Source organism: Lysinibacillus sp. NPDC058147, assembly GCF_042884205.1.
In the GTDB taxonomy this organism is placed as follows: domain Bacteria; phylum Bacillota; class Bacilli; order Bacillales_A; family Planococcaceae; genus Lysinibacillus.
Window position 1 is genome coordinate 136,136 of the sequence record NZ_JBHVUJ010000007.1, and the last position, 19,970, is coordinate 156,105.

Annotated in this window: 21 protein-coding genes; all 21 read right to left on the reverse strand. The window is 38.3% G+C overall.

All coding sequences use genetic code 11. The annotated features are described in order from the left end of the window. Positions 1-24: 24 nt before the first annotated feature. Entirely contained in the window at positions 25-309 is a 285-nt protein-coding gene (locus ACFVT8_RS19230) for a DNA-directed RNA polymerase subunit beta (RefSeq protein ID WP_053484430.1), read from the reverse strand. 47 nt (positions 310-356) lie between these two features. Further along, positions 357-1,196 (reverse strand): flagellar hook-basal body protein, encoded by an 840-nt coding sequence (locus ACFVT8_RS19235; RefSeq protein WP_387083852.1) that lies wholly within the window; start codon positions 1,194-1,196, stop codon positions 357-359. 24 nt (positions 1,197-1,220) lie between these two features. Continuing rightward, positions 1,221-2,054: a flagellar hook-basal body protein gene (locus ACFVT8_RS19240; protein WP_387083854.1), complete on the reverse strand. Its 834-nt coding sequence runs from the start codon at positions 2,052-2,054 to the stop codon at positions 1,221-1,223. Between the two features lie 21 nt (positions 2,055-2,075). Beyond that, positions 2,076-3,071, reverse strand: coding sequence for a rod shape-determining protein (mreB, locus tag ACFVT8_RS19245; protein WP_387083856.1), 996 nt, complete (start codon positions 3,069-3,071; stop codon positions 2,076-2,078). A 449-nt stretch (positions 3,072-3,520) separates the two neighbouring features. Then, a complete protein-coding gene (locus ACFVT8_RS19250) occupies positions 3,521-3,781 on the reverse strand; it encodes a sporulation transcriptional regulator SpoIIID (RefSeq protein ID WP_053484600.1) in 261 nt (86 codons plus the stop codon). 278 nt (positions 3,782-4,059) lie between these two features. Continuing rightward, positions 4,060-4,725: a peptidoglycan DD-metalloendopeptidase family protein gene (locus tag ACFVT8_RS19255; RefSeq protein WP_387083859.1), complete on the reverse strand. Its 666-nt coding sequence runs from the start codon at positions 4,723-4,725 to the stop codon at positions 4,060-4,062. A 37-nt stretch (positions 4,726-4,762) separates the two neighbouring features. Beyond that, positions 4,763-5,644: a stage II sporulation protein D gene (gene spoIID / locus ACFVT8_RS19260; RefSeq protein WP_387083861.1), complete on the reverse strand. Its 882-nt coding sequence runs from the start codon at positions 5,642-5,644 to the stop codon at positions 4,763-4,765. A gap of 308 nt (positions 5,645-5,952) precedes the next feature. Next, positions 5,953-7,266, reverse strand: coding sequence for a UDP-N-acetylglucosamine 1-carboxyvinyltransferase (murA, locus tag ACFVT8_RS19265; protein WP_387083864.1), 1,314 nt, complete (start codon positions 7,264-7,266; stop codon positions 5,953-5,955). Positions 7,267-7,788: 522 nt separating this feature from the next. Then, a complete protein-coding gene (locus ACFVT8_RS19270; protein WP_323654280.1) occupies positions 7,789-8,028 on the reverse strand; it encodes a DUF1146 family protein in 240 nt (79 codons plus the stop codon). Between the two features lie 97 nt (positions 8,029-8,125). After that, positions 8,126-8,533 carry a F0F1 ATP synthase subunit epsilon gene (locus tag ACFVT8_RS19275; protein WP_387083866.1) on the reverse strand — a complete coding sequence of 136 codons (408 nt, stop codon included), beginning with the start codon at positions 8,531-8,533 and terminating at the stop codon, positions 8,126-8,128. Between the two features lie 24 nt (positions 8,534-8,557). Beyond that, a complete protein-coding gene (atpD, locus tag ACFVT8_RS19280) occupies positions 8,558-9,973 on the reverse strand; it encodes a F0F1 ATP synthase subunit beta (RefSeq protein ID WP_053484439.1) in 1,416 nt (471 codons plus the stop codon). A gap of 48 nt (positions 9,974-10,021) precedes the next feature. Continuing rightward, the gene (atpG, locus tag ACFVT8_RS19285; RefSeq protein WP_053484440.1) at positions 10,022-10,879 is read right to left on the reverse strand and encodes an ATP synthase F1 subunit gamma; all 858 of its coding nucleotides are present in this window, start codon (positions 10,877-10,879) and stop codon (positions 10,022-10,024) included. A 47-nt stretch (positions 10,880-10,926) separates the two neighbouring features. Next, the gene (atpA, locus tag ACFVT8_RS19290) at positions 10,927-12,435 is read right to left on the reverse strand and encodes a F0F1 ATP synthase subunit alpha (RefSeq protein ID WP_323654276.1); all 1,509 of its coding nucleotides are present in this window, start codon (positions 12,433-12,435) and stop codon (positions 10,927-10,929) included. Between the two features lie 28 nt (positions 12,436-12,463). Beyond that, a complete protein-coding gene (locus ACFVT8_RS19295) occupies positions 12,464-13,000 on the reverse strand; it encodes a F0F1 ATP synthase subunit delta (protein WP_387083870.1) in 537 nt (178 codons plus the stop codon). After that, the gene (gene atpF / locus ACFVT8_RS19300) at positions 12,997-13,518 is read right to left on the reverse strand and encodes a F0F1 ATP synthase subunit B (RefSeq protein WP_387083872.1); all 522 of its coding nucleotides are present in this window, start codon (positions 13,516-13,518) and stop codon (positions 12,997-12,999) included. The genes ACFVT8_RS19295 and atpF overlap by 4 nt, the downstream gene beginning before the upstream one ends. A 173-nt stretch (positions 13,519-13,691) precedes the next feature. Continuing rightward, positions 13,692-13,916, reverse strand: coding sequence for a F0F1 ATP synthase subunit C (gene atpE / locus ACFVT8_RS19305; RefSeq protein ID WP_132360362.1), 225 nt, complete (start codon positions 13,914-13,916; stop codon positions 13,692-13,694). A 64-nt stretch (positions 13,917-13,980) separates the two neighbouring features. Further along, complete coding sequence (gene atpB / locus ACFVT8_RS19310; RefSeq protein ID WP_387083874.1) at positions 13,981-14,703, reverse strand: F0F1 ATP synthase subunit A; 723 nt, start codon at positions 14,701-14,703, stop codon at positions 13,981-13,983. A gap of 36 nt (positions 14,704-14,739) precedes the next feature. Further along, positions 14,740-15,111: an ATP synthase subunit I gene (locus ACFVT8_RS19315; RefSeq protein ID WP_249075151.1), complete on the reverse strand. Its 372-nt coding sequence runs from the start codon at positions 15,109-15,111 to the stop codon at positions 14,740-14,742. A gap of 515 nt (positions 15,112-15,626) precedes the next feature. Continuing rightward, entirely contained in the window at positions 15,627-16,751 is a 1,125-nt protein-coding gene (wecB, locus tag ACFVT8_RS19320) for a non-hydrolyzing UDP-N-acetylglucosamine 2-epimerase (RefSeq protein WP_387083877.1), read from the reverse strand. 203 nt (positions 16,752-16,954) lie between these two features. Further along, on the reverse strand, positions 16,955-17,584 hold the full coding sequence (gene upp / locus ACFVT8_RS19325) for a uracil phosphoribosyltransferase (RefSeq protein WP_370044630.1): 630 nt from the start codon (positions 17,582-17,584) through the stop codon (positions 16,955-16,957). A gap of 126 nt (positions 17,585-17,710) precedes the next feature. After that, complete coding sequence (locus tag ACFVT8_RS19330; protein WP_387083879.1) at positions 17,711-19,858, reverse strand: EAL domain-containing protein; 2,148 nt, start codon at positions 19,856-19,858, stop codon at positions 17,711-17,713. Positions 19,859-19,970 lie beyond the last annotated feature (112 nt).

Below are 19,970 nucleotides of genomic sequence, written 5' to 3' on the forward strand. Positions count from 1 at the left end.
CACAAAGTATGGTAAAGAATAATTTTATTCTTTACCATTCATAATATCAAATATATGCTGCCATGTTTCTGGTTTGAAAACGTCCATGGCTTTACCTTGTCCAATTACACTATAGCCAAACATTGCACCTAAAACTGCTGCAACAACAACTAAGATGATAATAAGTACAACGCGTAGCCAAATCGGAATCAGCCGTATTTGCACCCATCGAACCTCTCGTTGCTCTCCATTTGAGCCGTGTTCCTTCTCTTCTGGTGGCGTATCGGTTTCTTTAGTTTGCATAGAACCTCGACTTGAATCGTTTGTCATAGATTGTACTCCTCTTCATTACTTACTAAACAGTAATAACGGATTTACTATCGAATACCATTAATGAGCCCAAGCATTTGGTCTGCTAAAGTTACAGCTCTTGCATTGAATTGATAAGAACGCTGCGTCTGAATTAAATCCGTCATTTCCTTTGAAAGATCTACATTCGACATTTCTAGCGAACCACTCTGCATGCCAATTTGCTGACGATTTGCTCCTTGTAATTCAGTGACAACTTCAGCTTGTGTATATCCAAGCTGAGCTAAGTTATTCGGCAATCCAACATAGGAGCCAGAGATTTTCTCCATTAGCTGTGGCTTTTGGAACTCTGTCACTGCTAAATCAGTACGAATAATATCTCCATTTGGATAGGATGCCTCTAATACGCCCCCATTACTAATAGCAAAACTTTTTACATTATCCGGTAATGTAATAGCTTGTCCTGCTGAGTTTGCCAATGGATATCCATCTGCAGTTACAACCATTACTGTTCCATTATTTAATGGTGATAAATAAAAGTCACCTTGACGAGTATACACTGTTTTTGTGCCATTTTCACCTTCTGGCATCAAAACATTAAAATATTGCTTTGGTTTAGTAAAAGCTAAATCAAGATCGCGGTTTGTTGTTTGTAAAGAACCTTGCTTTTGATTTGATTGGATTTGTCCAAGCATTGCACCTGAGCCATAACGGATACCAACAGGTGATTGTCGGTCAGCACGGTCTTGCTTATCATTATTAAATTGCTGATACAGCAGTTCATTAAATGTAGCTTCTTGTGTTTTATAACCGACTGTATTGCTATTGGCAATGTTATTACTAATAGTATCTAGTTTATTTTGTAATTGCCCCATTGTGTTTGTTGCTGTCATCATTGTACGTAGCATGTTCAAACGCCTCCAGTTCGCCTATTATACTTTCCCGATTTCATTGGCAGCCTTTTCCATGCTGCGATCATAAGCCTGTAACACTTTTTGGTTAGCTTCGAAAGCGCGATATGCTGTCATTAAATCAGTCATTGTGCGACTAGAATCTACGTTTGAGCCCTCTAGATAATTTTGACGCAGTGTAAAGGATACGCCATTGGCACCGTAAGCTGTCGGTAAGTTCTGCCCATTTTCTGTTCGCATTAAGCCATTATCCTGTTTACTTAGCATGTTCGGATTCGCTGCAAATGATACTCCAACACGAGCTACTTGCTGATTATTAACAAAAATTGCCCCGTTCTCATCTAGGCGGAAATCATCATTCGGTAGCTGGATGCGCTGACCTCTGTCTGATAGCACATACAGTCCCTGTGGATTAACTAAATAGCCTTGACCATCTAATGTAAAATTCCCGTTGCGTGTATATGATTCACCACCATCTGGATGTGCTAAACGGAAGAAAATAGATCCATTAGTGCCATCTTCATTTTGTGGTAAGTTTCCATCGATCAAAGCCATATCTGTCGTGAAATCAGTGCTATAGATTTGGCCTTGTATGTAATTTGGTAATGTTTCTTGCATATAAATCCCTGTATTTACTGCACCAACTTGACTCATATATTGAGAGCCTGATTGCTGATTAGCAGGTGCATTTGTTTTTCCTACACTTGACATGAGCATGTCAGGAAATGAGCGAATTGTTGATTGGTCTGCTTTATATCCTGGTGTATTCGCATTTGATAAATTGTTGGTAAGTAATTCTGTTCGTCTTTGTTGTGCAATCATACCAGTTGCAACTGTATAAAACCCTTTAAACAAAGGAATCACCTCATTGTATTTTTATAGGGATGCGGGAACTCGATCAATATTTTCAAGCATAATGCCTGTACCTATTGCTACACAATCCATAGGTTGCTCCGCAATGAACACAGGTACCTTTAGCTCTTCGATTAATAGCTGGTCCATACCGTGTAGTAATGCGCCACCGCCTGTAATAATGACCCCACGATCAATTATATCAGCTGATAACTCAGGTGGTGTTTTTTCTAAAACATTTTTTGCAGATTGAACGATCATTGCAACGGATTCATGTAGTGCATGTTCAATCTCCTCGGATTGAATCGTTATTGTACGTGGTAGGCCTGTCACCATGTCTCGGCCACGAATGTCCATTGAATCGTTTCTGCTGCCTTTAAAGACTGTACCGATAGTAATTTTTATAGCTTCTGCAGTACGTTCACCGATTAGCAATTTATATTCTTTTTTAATATATTGTAAAATATCATTATCAAAAATGTCTCCTGCCACCTTAATGGACTCACTCGTTACAATATCACCCATTGATAGGACTGCAATATCTGTTGTTCCGCCGCCAATATCGACTACCATATTGCCGCTAGGTTGGAATATATCCATGCCTGCTCCAATAGCGGCAACTTTTGGTTCTTCTTCTAAGTATACTTTTTTTCCACCTGATTTTTCTGCAGCTTCACGGATAGCTTTTTGTTCAACACTAGTAATGTTTGTTGGACAGCAAATTAAAATACGTGGCTTAGCTAAAAATCCTTTGACGTTTAATTTGTTGATGAAATGTTTTAGCATCGCTTCTGTAACGTCAAAATCTGCAATGACACCATCTCGTAATGGGCGAATTGCAGTAATGTTACCCGGTGTACGACCTACCATTTGGCGAGCCTCTTCCCCCACCGCTAATACTTTATTAGTTTTTTTATCAATCGCCACAACGGATGGTTCATTTAAGACGATTCCTTTACCTTTAACGTGTATTAATACGTTCGCAGTTCCTAAGTCAATGCCAATATCCTTCGAAAACATTTTATAATTTCTCCTTCCCGCCATTTCCAACTACATAACGTTCATTTTTATCTGTTTATCTAGAATATTTTATCATATCCTATTGGTAATTACACCTAATTTTAGTGAATAGAACTTCATTCTTTCAATTATATGAACACTTATTGAAAAGAAGAAATCGTTAAGACAATTTTTTTGATTCATCACCTAATGTGGGACTGATTCCGTTCCGAATGAGAGCGTCAGATAAGCCACTTAGGGCAACAGATGCTTTTAGCCTTCGTTCCCCTCCTTGCTCGCTCCAGGGTCTTATCTGTGATGCTGATCCCCAAGAACTCGCCCAGTCGAAACGAAGATCAACGATTTTTTTTCAAATGTCTTCTCATAACTTTGAGTAATAATAAATCCTTGATTATGTAAATAAATAGGAAATATATCTAGCTTGTCCTCAACATCAAAAAAAGAACGAATCATTCATGACTCGCTCTTTCTTTCCACTTGTTTTTCGTTGCCTCTCCTCCACGAATATGACGTACGGCCTTATGGTAGGCGAGTATTTCCTTTACTTGCTCAGCTAATGCTTCATGAATTGTTGGCAGTCGCTCTGTCAAATCTTTGTGCACCGTACTTTTTGAATAACCTGTCATTTTCGCGAGGACACGCACAGTCTCACGCGTCTCAATCAATAATTCACCGAGGCGTATGCAGCGCTTCCGAATGTGCTCGTGCACGTTCTTCGTCCTTTCCACACAATTTCACAAATGGCATCAGATGCACGTCTGCGCATTTCTTCACCTTATGTGAGGACAAAGCTATTCAGAACACGTTTTACATTTTCACGATAAAATACCGATTTTTTATGCATTTTTTAGTATTCGCTTCTCTCAATGTAAAATTATCATTTACTATATTTGAAATCTACGAATTATCCTATCAACATTGATATCAAGTGGCCTAAACCAGCAAAAGTCTCTCGCCTATAGAGGTGAGAGACTTCTACTGAAATAAATTAAAAGGCTAGTAATTTTTTCGGATTAATATATTTTCCGTTTTCTAGTACTTCAAAATGCAAGTTAACGCCAGCTGATTGGTTCCACTCATTGTCAGTAGCTTTGCCAAGTACTTGACCTTGTGTTACCTCATCGCCTTCCTTAACAGCAATGTCTTTTACAGAGCTATAATTTGTTTCCATACCATTTGCATGCTCAATAACAATTTTATTGCCTGTAAATGCATCAAGTTTTACTTGTTTTACTTTACCACTTAAAGCAGCAAGTACTTCGAATTCTTCACCGTTCATAGAAAGAGTTATACCGGAAGATGTCGTAAATGTTTGATTAAATACCATTAGTGCTTTTTCACGCGACTCTGCATTAGCCTCTACTTCATAAAACTCTTGTGAAACTTGAATCTTACTAAGATTCGCTTCCTTGAACGGGTACTTCATTGTTTCTGTTTTTGCATTTGTTTCAACTACAGGACCTGAATCTACTTCTGCTACATTTGGTAACGGAGCCTCTTCTACTTTTGATACGAGACTATTGTAACCAAGTAACAAACCTGCTAGCATTAGAGCACCACCAGCGTAAACTGCTGGCCAAAACCATGGTTTCTTCTGTAATTGAACTTTTTCATCTTGATTTTGAGAAGTTTTACTATTTTTATCCTCTCTCATTTTCATCACCTCTAGTTGCAGTGTGAACAACTAGAAGTTATTTTAAACATGCATCTATCTTTTTTATTTCAATATCTTGATAATAATAGTGTAAAATTTCGGCAGCAGTTTTCCCATCGCTTGCCAATGCCTCTGCTCCATATTGACTCATTCCTACACCATGCCCATATCCTTTTGTACTCACTTGCACTTTTCCAGCGGTGGAATCATATGAAATTTTAAAATCCGTTGACGATATTTGCAAAAGTGTTCGAACTTCTCTCCCTGACCATACATTCTTACCTAACTGCATGCGGTCAACACGTCCTGTATCATTTAAAAAGAACTGTACACGGTTGAAATCACTTGCTTGCCATTTAATAGGCCACAGTGCATTCCATTCAGATAATGTCCATTCTTTCATCGCTGAAAACTTTGGTGATGATAGATCCGACATACTCGCAACGCTTTGTAAATAAGGTACATCATTGCCACTAAAATCGTAGGCACTTTCTGTTTTCCCATTGCTAGTAGAGTGAAACATTGCCGTAATTAATTCATTATTATATAGAAGAACTTGTCCTTTCGTTTCGTTAATAGCCTCGACAATTTTCTTTTCATTCCCCGGGAAATTGCTAGTCCAATTCGCCTTTCTTTGCTCCTTATCGTAAAAAACTTGTCTAGCAACAGTAGGAGCGATAGCTATTTTACCGTTATTTGTCGATTTCAACGCGTATGTCCTTGCTGCAATAGCTTGGGCCTTTAAAGCTTCTTTTTTAAATGAAACAGGCATTTCTGCAGCTACTACACCCGTCACATACGTTTCTAAAGGGATTTTCTCCTGTTGTCCCTCCACTTCTATGAATATTTCACAAGCTTGTTCTGCAGTTGAAGGCGCATCCTCAACCGTACGTCTCTCACTAAATGCCACAGGAAGCATATATAATGCTCCCATCAAACAAATTATGCCTATACTCATTATCCATTTTTTCATAAGGAATAATATGCTGAATTCCTTCAAAATATGTGGCCACACAACAGATGGTAATTGTTCCGATAAAAACAAAAATCATTCCGATAAATCTTAGAATCTTCCCGATAAAATATAAAATTGTTCCGATAAATCTCAAAATCTTTCCGATAAAACAGAACTAACGTGCCAAAGCGCTCATTTTAGGCAAAAAATATACAGTTTCCTTAACATAGAAAAAAACCCTCTGCTCATAAGCAAAGGGTTTATAGATCTATTTAGTTTGTTGGTAATTCAACCGTTGTTTTCTCTTCAATGATAACTTCTTCAAGTGATACACGTTCAATCTGTGCGCCAAGTGCAGCTAGCTTACCATGGAAGTCTACATAACCGCGATCTAAGTGATGAAGCTTTGTAACTCTAGTCACACCTTCAGATACAAGACCTGCTAAAATTAGTGCAGCCGCAGCTCGTAAATCAGTCGCCATTACTTCAGCCCCCTGAAGGTTTACTGGCCCTTCGATAAACACAGAACGTCCTTCTATTTTAGCACCGGCATTCATACGACGGAACTCTTCAACATGCATAAAACGATTTTCAAAAACCGTTTCTGTAATAATACTCGTACCTTCAGCCGTTAACATCAAGGCCATCATTTGAGATTGCATATCTGTCGGGAAGCCTGGATGTGGCATAGTTTTAATATCAACAGCTTTTAATGTTTTAGGAGCACGTACACGGATTCCTTCATCTAGCTCAGTTATTTCTACACCCATTTCACGCATCTTTGCAATTAATGCTGTCATATGCTCAGGAACAGCATTTTCAATCGTTACATCCCCTTTTGTAATTGCTGCTGCAACCATAAATGTTCCAGCTTCAATACGGTCAGGAATAATATGATGTTCAGTTCCATATAATGTATCGACTCCTTCGATACGAATTGTATTCGTACCTGCACCGATAACTCGACCACCCATACTATTAATGAAGTTTGCAAGATCTACAATTTCAGGCTCTTTTGCTGCATTTTCAATTACAGTTGTTCCTTGCGCTAAGGCTGCTGCTGTCATAATATTTTCTGTTGCCCCAACACTCGGGAAGTCCAAATACACATTTGCGCCTTTTAAACGGCCTTCAGCCTTCGCCTCTACATATCCATGACCAAATGAGATTTTTGCGCCCATAGCTTCAAAGCCCTTTAAATGTAATTCAATTGGACGGGAACCGATTGCACAGCCCCCAGGTAAAGCAACACGAGCATAACCATTTCGAGCAAGTAAAGAACCCATCACTAAAATCGATGCACGCATTTTACTGACAAATTCAAATTGAGCTTCACTAGAAAGTTCTTTTGTTGTATCTATATATACTGTGTTGTCCTCAGGTATATATGTAACAGCCGCATTTAGACTTTTTAGTACTTCGTTTATAGTAAAGACATCTGCTAAGTTAGGGACTTCTTTAATTACATTTTCTCCTTTAGAGGCAAGTAAAGCCGCTGCTAGGATTGGTAACACTGCATTTTTTGCGCCCTCTACGCGCACTTTCCCCTGTAGCTTTTGGCCGCCAGTCACTATTATTTTTTCCACCCTATGTCCCTCCGAATTCAATCTATTAACCTATCAAAATTTTATTTTAACAAGAAGTATAATGTCATAATCAGTAAACAAACAACTCTATAGTACAACTTTTCTTACGCTCGTTCAAGCATCCAAATCACTATTTTACGTCATTTATTGATATTTTGCTATTTATTTATTGTACGCATGATTTTTTTTTTTGTGAATGACCAATAACACGGAAGAAAAGCGTAAATTTCTAATATATACCCATGAATTTGTGAACAAAAACCAAATCTAATGGATTTATATCAATTTTTCCGAGGCATAATTATGTCCGAATTCATCTTACCACCTTATGGGATGGGAGACTACTGTAACTGTCGCTACGGAAACATTTGTAGCTGTCACTTTGCTTTCGCTACCAAAACAACTGCTGAAAGTATTTAATCTAATTTTTTACATATTTCAAAGGACCACATAAATTATGTTATAAAGCCCTGTGAAACATGTAGATTTCATTACTAACATAAAGATAGTAATTAGGGGCTATTAAAATAAATACGGAAGCTTCCCTGACCAGTTTGAAATTTGTAGAAAGAAATTAGACACGGCTGATCCTATCGCAATACTTAATAAGATATAAATTAATTGAATTTGAAAAACTTTATTCTTCTTAAAGATTTTTTCTAGCAAAAACGCTTGTAGCGCATAAAAAGTAATAGCGATAAAAAATATATGCGATAAAATCCCTATTAACGCTTCCTGACCTATTGCCTCATATATTTCCATGTTGGTTCCTCCATATTAATTCCTCTAGCGATACTCTCAAACGGTAGCATAATGTTAAAAAACGGACAGATGTTGAATCTGCCCGTTAAAATTTGAATTAGATATTACCCTCATGAACGTTGATACGATTCAACGCACGTTTTAATGCTAGGTCAGCACGTTTGAAATCAATGTTTTCTTGTTTACCTTGAAGACGACCTTCAGCACGTTTAACGGCTTCTTTAGCACGTTTAACATCGATGCTTTCAGCAATTTCAGCAGAAGGTGCTAAAATTGAGATTTTTTCAGGACGAACTTCAATAAAACCACCGCTTAAGGCAACAAGTTCAGTTGAACCGTCTTCTTTTTTCAGCTTCACTGCACCAATTGCAAGTGGAGCAACCATAGGAATATGGCCTGCAAGAACACCGATTTCACCTGAAGTTGTTTTAGCGATTACCATTGATACTTCAGAATCGTATACTGGGCCGTCGGGAGTGACAATATTGACTAGAACTGTCTTCATATTTTTTCCTCCTCGTCCCTAGTATTAAACCTCTACGCCCATGCTTTTCGCTTTTTCAACTACTTCATCAATAGAACCAACTAGACGGAAAGCATCTTCTGGTAGGTGATCCCATTTGCCATCAAGGATTTCCTTGAATGAGCGAACAGTTTCTTTAACAGGTACATAAGAACCTTTTTGACCAGTAAATTGTTCCGCAACGTGGAAGTTTTGAGATAAGAAGAATTGAATACGACGAGCACGTTCTACTGTTTGTTTATCTTCATCAGATAATTCATCCATACCTAAGATAGCAATGATATCTTGTAATTCACGGTAACGTTGGATTGTACGTTGTACACCAGTAGCGATTGCGTAGTGCTCAGCGCCTACGATTTCTGGTGATAAAGCACGAGAAGTCGAAGCTAATGGGTCAACCGCAGGGTAGATACCCATTTCTGATAATTTACGCTCAAGGTTAGTAGTTGCATCTAAGTGGGCGAAAGTTGTAGCTGGAGCCGGGTCAGTATAGTCATCGGCTGGTACATAGATCGCTTGAATAGAAGTTACAGAACCTTTGTTAGTTGATGTGATACGTTCTTGTAATTTACCCATTTCAGTTGCAAGTGTTGGTTGGTAACCTACCGCAGAAGGCATACGACCTAATAGGGCAGAAACCTCAGAACCTGCTTGTGTGAAACGGAAGATATTGTCGATGAATAAAAGTACGTCTGCACCTTGCTCATCACGGAAGTATTCTGCCATTGTAAGACCAGTTAAAGCTACACGCATACGTGCACCAGGTGGCTCGTTCATTTGACCGAATACCATCGCTGTTTGCTTGATAACGCCTGAATCGCTCATCTCGAAGAATAAGTCGTTCCCTTCACGAGTACGCTCACCTACACCAGCGAATACAGAGATACCTGAGTGCTCTTGTGCGATGTTATTGATTAATTCTTGAATTAATACTGTTTTACCTACACCGGCACCACCGAATAGACCGATTTTACCACCTTTGATATATGGTGCTAATAAGTCTACTACTTTGATACCTGTTTCAAGAATTTCAACAGTAGTTGAAAGTTCATCGAAAGCTGGTGCTTCGCGGTGAATTGAATCACGACGAACGTCTGCTGGAATCTCTTCACCTAAGTCGATTACTTCTCCAAGTACGTTGAATACACGACCTAGAGTAACTTCACCAACTGGTACTGAGATAGCTTTTCCTGAGTCTGTTACTTCTGCTCCACGTTGTAAGCCATCAGTAGATGACATTGCAATTGTACGAACAGAATCATCACCTAAATGAAGAGCAACTTCTAATGCAAGAATTGTTGGTTCTTCATTAGGACGTTCAATCTTAACTGTTAATGAGTTATAGATTGCTGGTAATTGGCCATTGTCAAATTTTACGTCAACAACTGGACCCATTACTTGAATAACATGTCCTTTATTCATTACTGTGTACCCTCCTATCGTATTCTTATACGACATTGGGAAGCTGGCCTATTCTAAGGCTGCAGCTCCACCAACGATTTCTGTAATTTCTTGTGTAATCGCCGCTTGACGTGCACGGTTATATTGCAATGAAAGGTCTGAAATAAGATCAGAAGCGTTATCAGTTGCATTTTTCATAGCCGTCATACGAGAAGCATGTTCACTTGCTTTTCCATCTAATAATGCGCCGTAAACTAAGCTTTCCGCGTATTGTGGAAGTAATACTTCAAGAATTGCTTCACCAGATGGCTCGAATTCGTAAGAAGCATTACTGCTAGCAGGTGCAAGATCCGTTAATGGAAGAAGTTTTTTCTCTGTCACTTCGCTAGCAATTGCGCTGACAAAGTGATTGTAGTACATATAAAGTTCATCATACGTACCATCAGTGAACATACCAACAGCTTTACGAGCGATTTCTTTAATATCAGCAAATGATGGTTGGTCCGGAAGACCGACAACATCGCTGATGACATTATGATCACGTTTCACGAAGTAGTCACGAACAACACGACCTACTGCTAAAATAACGTATTCGTCTTTTGATTTATGACGCTCGTCAATTGTACGTTGCACTTGACGTAGGATACTTGAGTTGTAAGCACCTGCAAGACCACGGTCAGAACCAATGACTAAGTAAGCTGTTTTCTTAACAGGACGAGCAGTTAACATTGGATGTCCACTGTCTTTTGTTCCTGAAGCGATCGCGCCTACTACGTCCTGGATTTTTTCCATGTAAGGAACGTACGCTTTAGCGTTTTGCTCTGCACGACGTAACTTTGAAGAAGAAACCATCTGCATCGCTTTCGTAATTTGTTTCGTACTCTTTGTAGAATTAATACGACCTTTTATTTCGCGTAAGTTTACCACTGGTATTTCACCACCTTTTGTTTTTTAATCAAGTGACTAGCTCGAACTTATTCTGATTTAGCGAAAGTTTTTTTGAATGCATTGATTGCTTCAACGTAATCCGCATCAGGAGCAAGCTCTTTTGTAGTACGAACGTGATCTAAAACGTTTGTGTGGTTTGATTCTAACCAGCTTAAGAATTCATTTTCAAAACGAACGATATCTTGTACTGGAATATCATCTAAGTGACCTTTAGTTAAGGCATAAAGGATGGCAACTTGTTTTTCAACTTTAAGTGGTTTGTTTAGGTCTTGTTTAAGAACTTCAACCGTACGTTTACCACGCTCAAGTTTAGCAAGTGTGATTTTATCTAAATCAGAACCAAATTGAGCAAATGATTCAAGCTCACGGAATGCAGCTAAGTCAAGACGTAGTGTACCCGCAACTTTTTTCATCGCTTTAATTTGAGCAGATCCACCTACACGTGATACAGAAAGACCGGCGTTAATCGCTGGACGTACACCTGAGTTGAATAAGTCAGATTGTAAGAAAATTTGTCCATCAGTAATTGAGATTACGTTAGTTGGGATGTATGCAGAGATATCCCCAGCTTGTGTCTCAACGAATGGAAGAGCTGTAATAGAACCATTTTGGTATGTTTCATTTAACTTCGCAGCACGTTCAAGTAAGCGACTGTGTAAGTAGAAAACATCACCAGGGTATGCTTCACGACCTGGAGGACGGCGTAGAAGAAGTGAAAGTTCACGGTAAGCTGATGCTTGTTTAGAAAGATCATCATACACGATTAATACATGCTTACCTTGTAACATGAATTCTTCTGCCATAGAAACACCAGCAAATGGTGCTAAGTATAGTAATGGAGCTGGTTGAGACGCAGCAGCCGTTACAACGATTGTATAATCTAATGCACCGTGCTTACGTAACGTTTCAACTACACCACGTACAGTTGATTCTTTTTGACCAATAGCAACGTAGATACAAATCATGTTTTCACCGTTTTGGTTTAAGATTGTATCGATTGCTACTGATGTTTTACCAGTTTGACGGTCACCGATGATTAACTCACGTTGACCACGACCGATTGGTACTAAAGCGTCAATCGCTTTGATACCAGTTTGTAGTGGTTCGTGTACTGATTTACGAGCCATTACACCGAAAGCTGGACTTTCGATTGGACGAGATTTTGTTGTATTGATTGGACCTTGTCCATCCACTGGTTGACCAAGTGGGTTTACAACACGGCCAATTAGTTCTTCACCAACTGGTACTTCCATGATACGACCTGTACGACGAACTTCATCGCCTTCTTTGATGTCTGCGTATGGACCTAAGATTACGATACCAACGTTACCTTCTTCTAGGTTTTGAGCCATACCCATAACACCGTTAGAGAACTCTAAAAGCTCTCCAGCCATGGCGTTGTCGAGGCCATGAGCAAGTGCGATACCGTCACCAATACGGATAACTGTACCAACTTCGCTTACTTTAAGTTCAGATTCATAATTCTCAATCTGTTGTTTAATCAGACTGCTGATTTCTTCAGCCTTGATGCCCATGTATGTCACCTCTCACATTTCTAAATTATTAACCGATTAATTCACGTTTTAGGCGCTCAAGCTTGTTCGCTACTGAGCTATCATAAATATGATTACCGATTTGAACACGAATACCACCAAGAAGTGATGGATCAATTTCGTTTGTAATGTTTAATGTTTGTTTCCCTACAAGTTTCGCAAATGTTGTAGAAATATTAGCGCTTTCTTCAGCAGAAAGTGCACGAGTAGAGAATACTGTTGCATCTGCAGAACCTTGTGCCTGTGCAGCAAGCTCAGCATATGCGTTCGCAATAAGCTTCACTTCGTTTACACGTTTTTTCTCAACAAGTAGTTGAACTGTGTGTACAACCTCTGAAGTTGCACCTGCAAAGATTTCAGCTACCATTTGTTTCTTACGTTCGATAGAGAACTTAGGAGCATTTAAAAGTGTTAAAAAATCAGGAGATTCTTTGACTACTTTTGTTAGCTCGTTTAAGTCTGCTCCAACTTCAGCAAGAATGTTTTTTTGTTGCGCTAATTCAAATAGCGCTTGTGCGTAACGTTTTGCTACAGTTGAATTACTCATCGAGCTTCCCCTGCCTTCGCAATCGTCTCTTCAATTAGAGCACGGTTGTCAGCCTCAGAAATCTCTTTGCTAAGGACTTTAGATGCTGCAAGTACAGATAATGAAACGACTTCATCACGTACAGCCGCAATAGCTTTTTCTTTTTCAGACTCAATTTCACGTAAAGCCGATTCTTTTAAGCGGTTAGCTTCATTACGAGCTGCAGTAAGAATTTCTTCTTTTTGCGTTTCGCCTTGCTTCTTAGCGCCTTCAACAATCGATTGTGCTTCCGTACGAGCTTCTTTAAGAAGGCTCTTTTGTTCTTCTAAATATTGGTGAGAATCTTTGCGCGCTTTTTCAGCTGCTTCGATTTCACTAGCGACTAATTCTTCACGTTGTTGCATGATGCCCATAAGTGGACCCCAAGCGAACTTTTTAAGTAAAAGCATTAACACTAAGAAGATTATTAATGTTGCGGCGATATCACCACCATTGAAACCTGGCTCAGCGCTGCCTAGTACAAGATAATCTAAAAACACGATTGTTTCACTCCCTTCAAGAGCTTTAACTTCAACATAATAATTTAATTACTTGAAAAACTACCTATTTTAAAAAGCTATATTTTCACATAGCTTTTATCAGTTCCAAAATGAAGGGCGAAGTTTCATCTAGAGATTCCTGCTTCGCCACTAGAATTCAGTATACAACTGAATTATTTGTTCATTACGATGAATGCGATTACTACTGCGATGATTGGTAGGGCTTCAACTAATGCAACCCCGATGAACATTGTAGTTTGAAGAACGCCACGAGCTTCTGGTTGACGAGCGATACCTTCTACTGTTTTTGAAACGATAAGACCGTTACCGATACCTGCACCAAGTGCACCTAAACCGATTGCGATTGCTGCTGCTAATAAACCTAATGAACCTGTCATTTGAAAATTTCCTCCTTGGAATTGTTTGTTTTTTTGGGTTCAAGCATAAAGAATATGCTTTATATTAATGGTCATCGCTCACTTTATGAGCAATGTAAACCATTGTTAACATTGTGAAGATAAAGGCTTGGATAAAGCCGATGAAAATAGAGAAACCTTGCCATGCCATCATTGGAACGATTGCTCCGATGAATCCGACTGGACCCGTAACAGCTAAACTTGCGATTAAGCCAAGTAAAATCTCACCTGCATAAATGTTACCGTAAAGACGAAGACCTAATGTTAAAGTATTCGCAAATTCTTCAACGATTTTTAGCGGGAACATGAATGACATTGGTTTGAAGAATGTACCAACATAATGGCCTGTCCCCTTCATTTTAATACCATAGAAATGTGTTAAGGCTAAAATCATTGCTGCAAGCGTCATTGTAACAGTTGGGTCAGCTGTAGGAGATTTCCACCATAGTTCGCCGTTATAGGCGATAGAGAATGGAAGACCTAATAAGTTAGATACAGCGATAAACATAATTAGCGTGATACCTAAAATATGGAATCGTCCACCAGTTTTCCAGTCCATGTTGCTTTTTATGATGTTCTTTACGAAATCCATAATCCATTCCATAAAGTTTTGCATGCCAGTAGGTTTTAACTTTAGGCTTCTAGTTGAGATAAATGCGATTAAGAAAACGATTACGGCCGCAACTAGTAACATCATAACAGTTGAAAGGTTGAACGTAAGTTTGAACAAACCAAAATCAACTACTTTTAATGGAGCTTCATGATTCATTGTTATTTTTCACCTCTCTTTCTAATTTAAAGCACATTAGCGGTTCCTTACATGTGACACAATTCTCTCGACAAAGAGAAAAACGTACGGAATCATTAGCCCTATGACCGTGCTAATCAAGTGAAAATAGTTTGGCAACGAAATGGCTAAAGCGACTGCCGCTACACCTGATGCAAAGCGAAGCGCTGTACCAAGTGAGCCTACTTTCTTCCCTTCACTAATGGATCGATCAAACTTCTCCATACGGCGAACTAAAATCCAAAAATTATACGTACCAAAGAATGCACCGATTGCGATGCCCGCAAAAACCGTCTGATAGGGTGTAAATCCCCAGCCTAATGCACAGAGTGCGAGCAAAAAAAATAACGCTCTCTTCTGCACAGCAAAAATGTGATGCAAATCTAGCATTGGTTTATAATCTCCTGAATCATTTTTTCGAGTAAAGAAACGTTTGCTGACCACTATGTGAAATCAGAAAAGAGCAGTGAAAAACACTACTCACAGCGGAATAGTAACGGGAGAGAGTCATTTTGAAATTACAGGTGTAAATCCCTAAAAATGTCTTACACCCCGAAACGCACAAAACGTTGCAAATCGACAGTTTTTAGTTTGAACTGTCAATTTAGTAGAAACTTGATGTAACAAGCGTTTCAACCTCTATTTACGATTTGAAACCCTTATCATTATTACCCTTTGTAAGCATACAATAGGAGATATTTGAAGTCAATTAGTAAAGGAGAAAAACTTCACAGCCACTATACTCTTGTCAAATTGTTGACAAATTTGTGTATGGAAATTCATAATTTCAAAATCAAAGTTCACGTTTGTGCAAAAAAAAGCTAATCTACGACACATTTATGCTCGTAAATTAGCTCAGCCATCACGATTAGTACATTAGACTCATTTTTTGTTTTTAAAAAGGGCTATTGCTTGCTTTTTTGTAAAAAACCTAGAAGAGCCTTCACAATACGCTCAGAAGCATGTCCATCACCGTAAGGATTTGAAGCTTTAGCCATTGCTTCATAGGCATTTTTATCTTCTATTAATTGCTTAGCTAGAGAGTAGATTGTTTCTTCTTCCGTCCCTGCTAGTTTTAGAGTTCCCGCAGCAATACCTTCTGGGCGCTCTGTTGTATCTCTAAGTACTAAAACTGGTTTGCCTAATGAAGGTGCTTCTTCTTGGACGCCGCCAGAATCAGTTAAAATCATATATGAATTAGCCGCAAAGTTATGGAAATCGAAGACCTCAAGAGGTTCAATTAAATGTACACGCTTATTATCTCCTAAAATCTCATTCGCTATTTCTCGTACAGCTGGGTTCATATGGACTGGATATACAACTTGTACATCCTCATGTTCTGCTAAAATTCTAGTAATTGCTCTGAACATATGACGCATAGGTTCACCTAGATTTTCACGACGATGTGCTGTTAATAGAATCATACGATCTGAACCTATTTTTTCTAACACAGGATGTGTGTAATGTTCACTTACTGTTGTAGCTAATGCATCGATAGCTGTGTTACCAGTAACAAAAATAGTTTCAGGGTTTTTATTTTCATCTAAAAGGTTTTTCTTCGACACTTCCGTCGGTGCGAAATGTAGGTCAGCCATAACACCTGTTAACTGGCGGTTCATCTCCTCTGGATATGGTGAATACTTATTCCAAGTTCGAAGACCTGCTTCCACATGTCCGATAGCAATTTGGTTATAAAATGCAGCCAAGCTTGCAATGAAAGTTGTTGCAGTATCGCCATGTACTAGAACAATATCCGGTTTTGCTTCTTTCATGACTTTATCTAAGCCTTGTAATGCATTAGTCGTCACATCAATTAATGTTTGACGATCCTTCATAATATTTAAATCATAGTCTGGTGTAATTTTAAATGTGTCTAAAACTTGATCGAGCATTTGGCGATGTTGGGCTGTTACCGTTACAATCGATTCTATTTGCTCAGGATGTTTTTGTAATTCCAATACAAGTGGAGCCATTTTAATTGCCTCTGGTCTCGTACCGAAAATAGTCATTACTTTCCATTTTTTCATCAAAATGAATTGCACCGTCCTTTGTTATATTTGTATGAAAAGTGCTTTACTCTCATTGATTTGCATAATATTAAGCAAGTGTCGGACTTCAAGAGAAGTAATTCGCCTTACATAGTATGAAACGTCCTTCAATATTGAAGGACGCTCTCAAAAGTTATTGGTTTCCCAAAATTTTCATACTAAATGAATCAACGAACTGCTCAGTATTACTTCGTACCGAATAAGCGGTCGCCTGCATCACCTAAACCAGGGACAATGTAGCCATGGTCATTTAATTTTTCATCAAGTGCAGCAATATAAATATCTACATCTGGATGCTGTTCTTGAATTTCTTTTACACCCTCTGGAGCTGCGATTAAGCACATGAATTTAATGCTTTTCGCACCACGTTTTTTCAGTGAGTTGATCGCTTCCACTGCTGATCCACCAGTTGCAAGCATTGGGTCTACAATGATGAAATCACGTTCTTCAACATCTGCAGGAAGTTTTGCATAGTATTCTACAGGTTTTAAAGTTTCTGGGTCACGATAAAGACCGATATGACCAACTTTTGCAGCTGGAATTAGATTTAATACACCATCTACCATGCCAATACCTGCACGTAAGATCGGTACAATCGCAATTTTCTTACCAGAAAGTACTTTTGTCTTAGCGACTGTAACAGGTGTCTCAATTTCAATTTCCTCTACTGGCATATCACGTGTAATTTCGAATGCCATTAATGTTGCAACTTCGTCTACTAGCTCACGAAATTCTTTTGTTCCTGTATTCTTATCACGAATATAAGTTAACTTATGTTGGATTAGTGGATGATCAAATACGTATACTTTGCTCAAAGGGATTCTCTCCTAACCGTTCGGATTTCATTTTTATCTCACCTAGTATAACAGAAAAAAGGAGTCGTCTCAAAAATAAATTTGGGACAATTCCTTTTCAAGAATGTTTACTACATATAATAGCGATTATTCATCCAGTATTGCATCTAACTGTTCTATTGTCATCGGCTTATAATAGAAGTAACCTTGTCCAACCGTACAGCCGAGTGCGCGTAAAATCTCAACCTGCTCTTTACTTTCAATACCTTCTGCGACTGAAGTCATTCCTAGGTTTAATGCTAATTGTATAATGGATCGGACAATAGCGAGTGTCGCAGCATCATTAATAGCATTAATAAAGCTTCGATCTATCTTCAATTCAGTAAACGGTAGTCTTTGTAAATAACTTAGTGATGAGAATCCTGTTCCAAAATCATCTACCGAAGTTTCAAAGCCGTATCCCTTTAATTCCTGAATAATAGAAAAAGCGGTTTGAAAATCGACTAGGCCAATGGTTTCCGTTACTTCTAAAATGATATATTTCGGATCTATTTCGTATTTCTGAACAAGCTCCAATGTATCCTGCACAAAATTAGCATAGTAAAAATGATCCGGCGAAATATTTACTGCTACCTTCACTAATTTTTTCCCTAATCTTTTACGCCTTGCTAACCACGAAAGAACTAACTCTAATATTTGAATATCGATTTCGCGTACCTTCCCCGCACTTTCCGCCACTGGAATAAAGATTGCCGGAGACACGAAACCGAGTTTTGGAGAAATCCAGCGAGCGAGCGCTTCAATACTTTGAATTTCACCTGTCCGTAAATCAACCTTTGGCTGTAAATTCACCGAGATTTCTTTGTTTTTTAATGCTTGTGCCAAATGGTTTAACACTGTCATTTGCTGCTCAAGCACATCATTTCTTTCTTGCGTAAATATTTCCGTATGGGTACCTGGTTTATTGGCCGCAAATGATACAGCATTATCTGCAAAGCGGATCGCATCTGCAATTTTTATTTCATCATTATATAGAGCAATTCCCGTTTTCAGTGTAATATAAATTTGCTTTCCACCTACAATAAAGGGCTGGCGAATAATCTCTTTTATACGCCTTTCATAATTTAAGAAACCTTCATCGGATGTCACATTTGAAATGATTAAACTAGAACTTGTAAATCTAGCAATATATTCGTTATGATCATAATTCTCTTCATTTAAACGTTTGGCAATTTGTCTTAAAAGCTCATCTCCCGCTTCACGACCATATAACTCGACAATTTGAGGGAATTCGCTTGGCTTTAAAATTTTGATATGGCCATTTTCACCGTATCTTTTTTCTACCTTGTTTAAAAAACCATGCCTATTAGGTAGCCCCGTTGTGATATCGGTATAGGCTAAATTCCATATTCTTTTTTGCGTTTTTGCATACGAGTATGCCAATGCAATAAGAGCTCCAATTTTTCGAAACAAACTTTCAAAAAACTTCTGATCACTACTATGTTGCTCTAAAAATATCGCAAATAATCCAATTGCTTGCTGTTGTTGATTGTATATTGGCATAAACCATCCAAATAGCTTTTTAGAGGCATTGGCAAACATTTTATGTTCTATTGGAATATCAATTTCATCCAAGCTCTTAATTAGAATGGATGACTCTCCTTGCATAACTCTCTTAAAAAATTTGTTCTCACAACACTCCGGTAAACCTTTTATTTTATCATTCCCATTAAAAATTCGTAATTGATCTGCCTCCGTTTTGACAAGAACCATACTTGATATATTCGGCATAAAAAATTCATCTAGGCTACTACAAAGAATGCTCATTTTTTTATCAAAGGAATTGTCCTTTTCGATCGCTTCGTACATATCTTTCTCAAGGCGCATTAAAAATTCCTCGGTGTGATAGTACGTAACATCCTTCACGAATACTAGTACAAATAAAGTTTCATTTTTATTATTTTGAAATGGGAGTGCTTGTATCTCTGCCCAAAAAGGAGGTTTATCGAAACAATTATGGTGCCATTTTGCTTGGACTATGACTCCGCTATGTATTTTTTGTTTAATCTTTTCTATAGTTGTCTGTTCTCCGTTGCCAATCAATGAAAAATAATCGTTATTTATTATTTTTGAACGTGTAGTATTTATAAGCTTACAAAAAGAATCATTACATTCTAATACGCAATGATTATTTGTTGCATCAAAAATAACGTAGCTTTCTTTAGAGTTATCACCTAACCTACGAATTGTATTTAATAGCATTTCATTTTCTATGAACATTGTTTTTGTAACCATCCAGTCCCTCCTCCCACCATCTCTATCAATATGCCTCGCGAACTTAGCTGAGTTTCTCCATTTCAGTGGATGTTTGACACCCGCTGAAAGAAGTTAAATCTCTTTAATATTG

What these genes read in the sequence shown, in the direction of transcription:
- spoIID (WP_387083861.1), bottom strand. Translation starts at nt 5,644, where the DNA reads ATGCTTCCTGTGGCATTTAGTGAGAGACGTACGGTTGAGGATGCGCCT.
- mreB (WP_387083856.1), bottom strand. Translation starts at nt 3,071, where the DNA reads ATGTTTTCGAAGGATATTGGCATTGACTTAGGAACTGCGAACGTATTA.
- ACFVT8_RS19255 (WP_387083859.1), bottom strand. Translation starts at nt 4,725, where the DNA reads ATGAGAGAGGATAAAAATAGTAAAACTTCTCAAAATCAAGATGAAAAA.
- atpA (WP_323654276.1), bottom strand. Translation starts at nt 12,435, where the DNA reads ATGGGCATCAAGGCTGAAGAAATCAGCAGTCTGATTAAACAACAGATT.
- atpD (WP_053484439.1), bottom strand. Translation starts at nt 9,973, where the DNA reads ATGAATAAAGGACATGTTATTCAAGTAATGGGTCCAGTTGTTGACGTA.
- atpE (WP_132360362.1), bottom strand. Translation starts at nt 13,916, where the DNA reads ATGACAGGTTCATTAGGTTTATTAGCAGCAGCAATCGCAATCGGTTTA.
- ACFVT8_RS19315 (WP_249075151.1), bottom strand. Translation starts at nt 15,111, where the DNA reads ATGCTAGATTTGCATCACATTTTTGCTGTGCAGAAGAGAGCGTTATTT.
- ACFVT8_RS19235 (WP_387083852.1), bottom strand. Translation starts at nt 1,196, where the DNA reads ATGCTACGTACAATGATGACAGCAACAAACACAATGGGGCAATTACAA.
- atpB (WP_387083874.1), bottom strand. Translation starts at nt 14,703, where the DNA reads ATGAATCATGAAGCTCCATTAAAAGTAGTTGATTTTGGTTTGTTCAAA.
- ACFVT8_RS19270 (WP_323654280.1), bottom strand. Translation starts at nt 8,028, where the DNA reads ATGGAAATATATGAGGCAATAGGTCAGGAAGCGTTAATAGGGATTTTA.
- ACFVT8_RS19330 (WP_387083879.1), bottom strand. Translation starts at nt 19,858, where the DNA reads ATGGTTACAAAAACAATGTTCATAGAAAATGAAATGCTATTAAATACA.
- ACFVT8_RS19275 (WP_387083866.1), bottom strand. Translation starts at nt 8,533, where the DNA reads ATGAAGACAGTTCTAGTCAATATTGTCACTCCCGACGGCCCAGTATAC.
- ACFVT8_RS19230 (WP_053484430.1), bottom strand. Translation starts at nt 309, where the DNA reads ATGACAAACGATTCAAGTCGAGGTTCTATGCAAACTAAAGAAACCGAT.
- ACFVT8_RS19295 (WP_387083870.1), bottom strand. Translation starts at nt 13,000, where the DNA reads ATGAGTAATTCAACTGTAGCAAAACGTTACGCACAAGCGCTATTTGAA.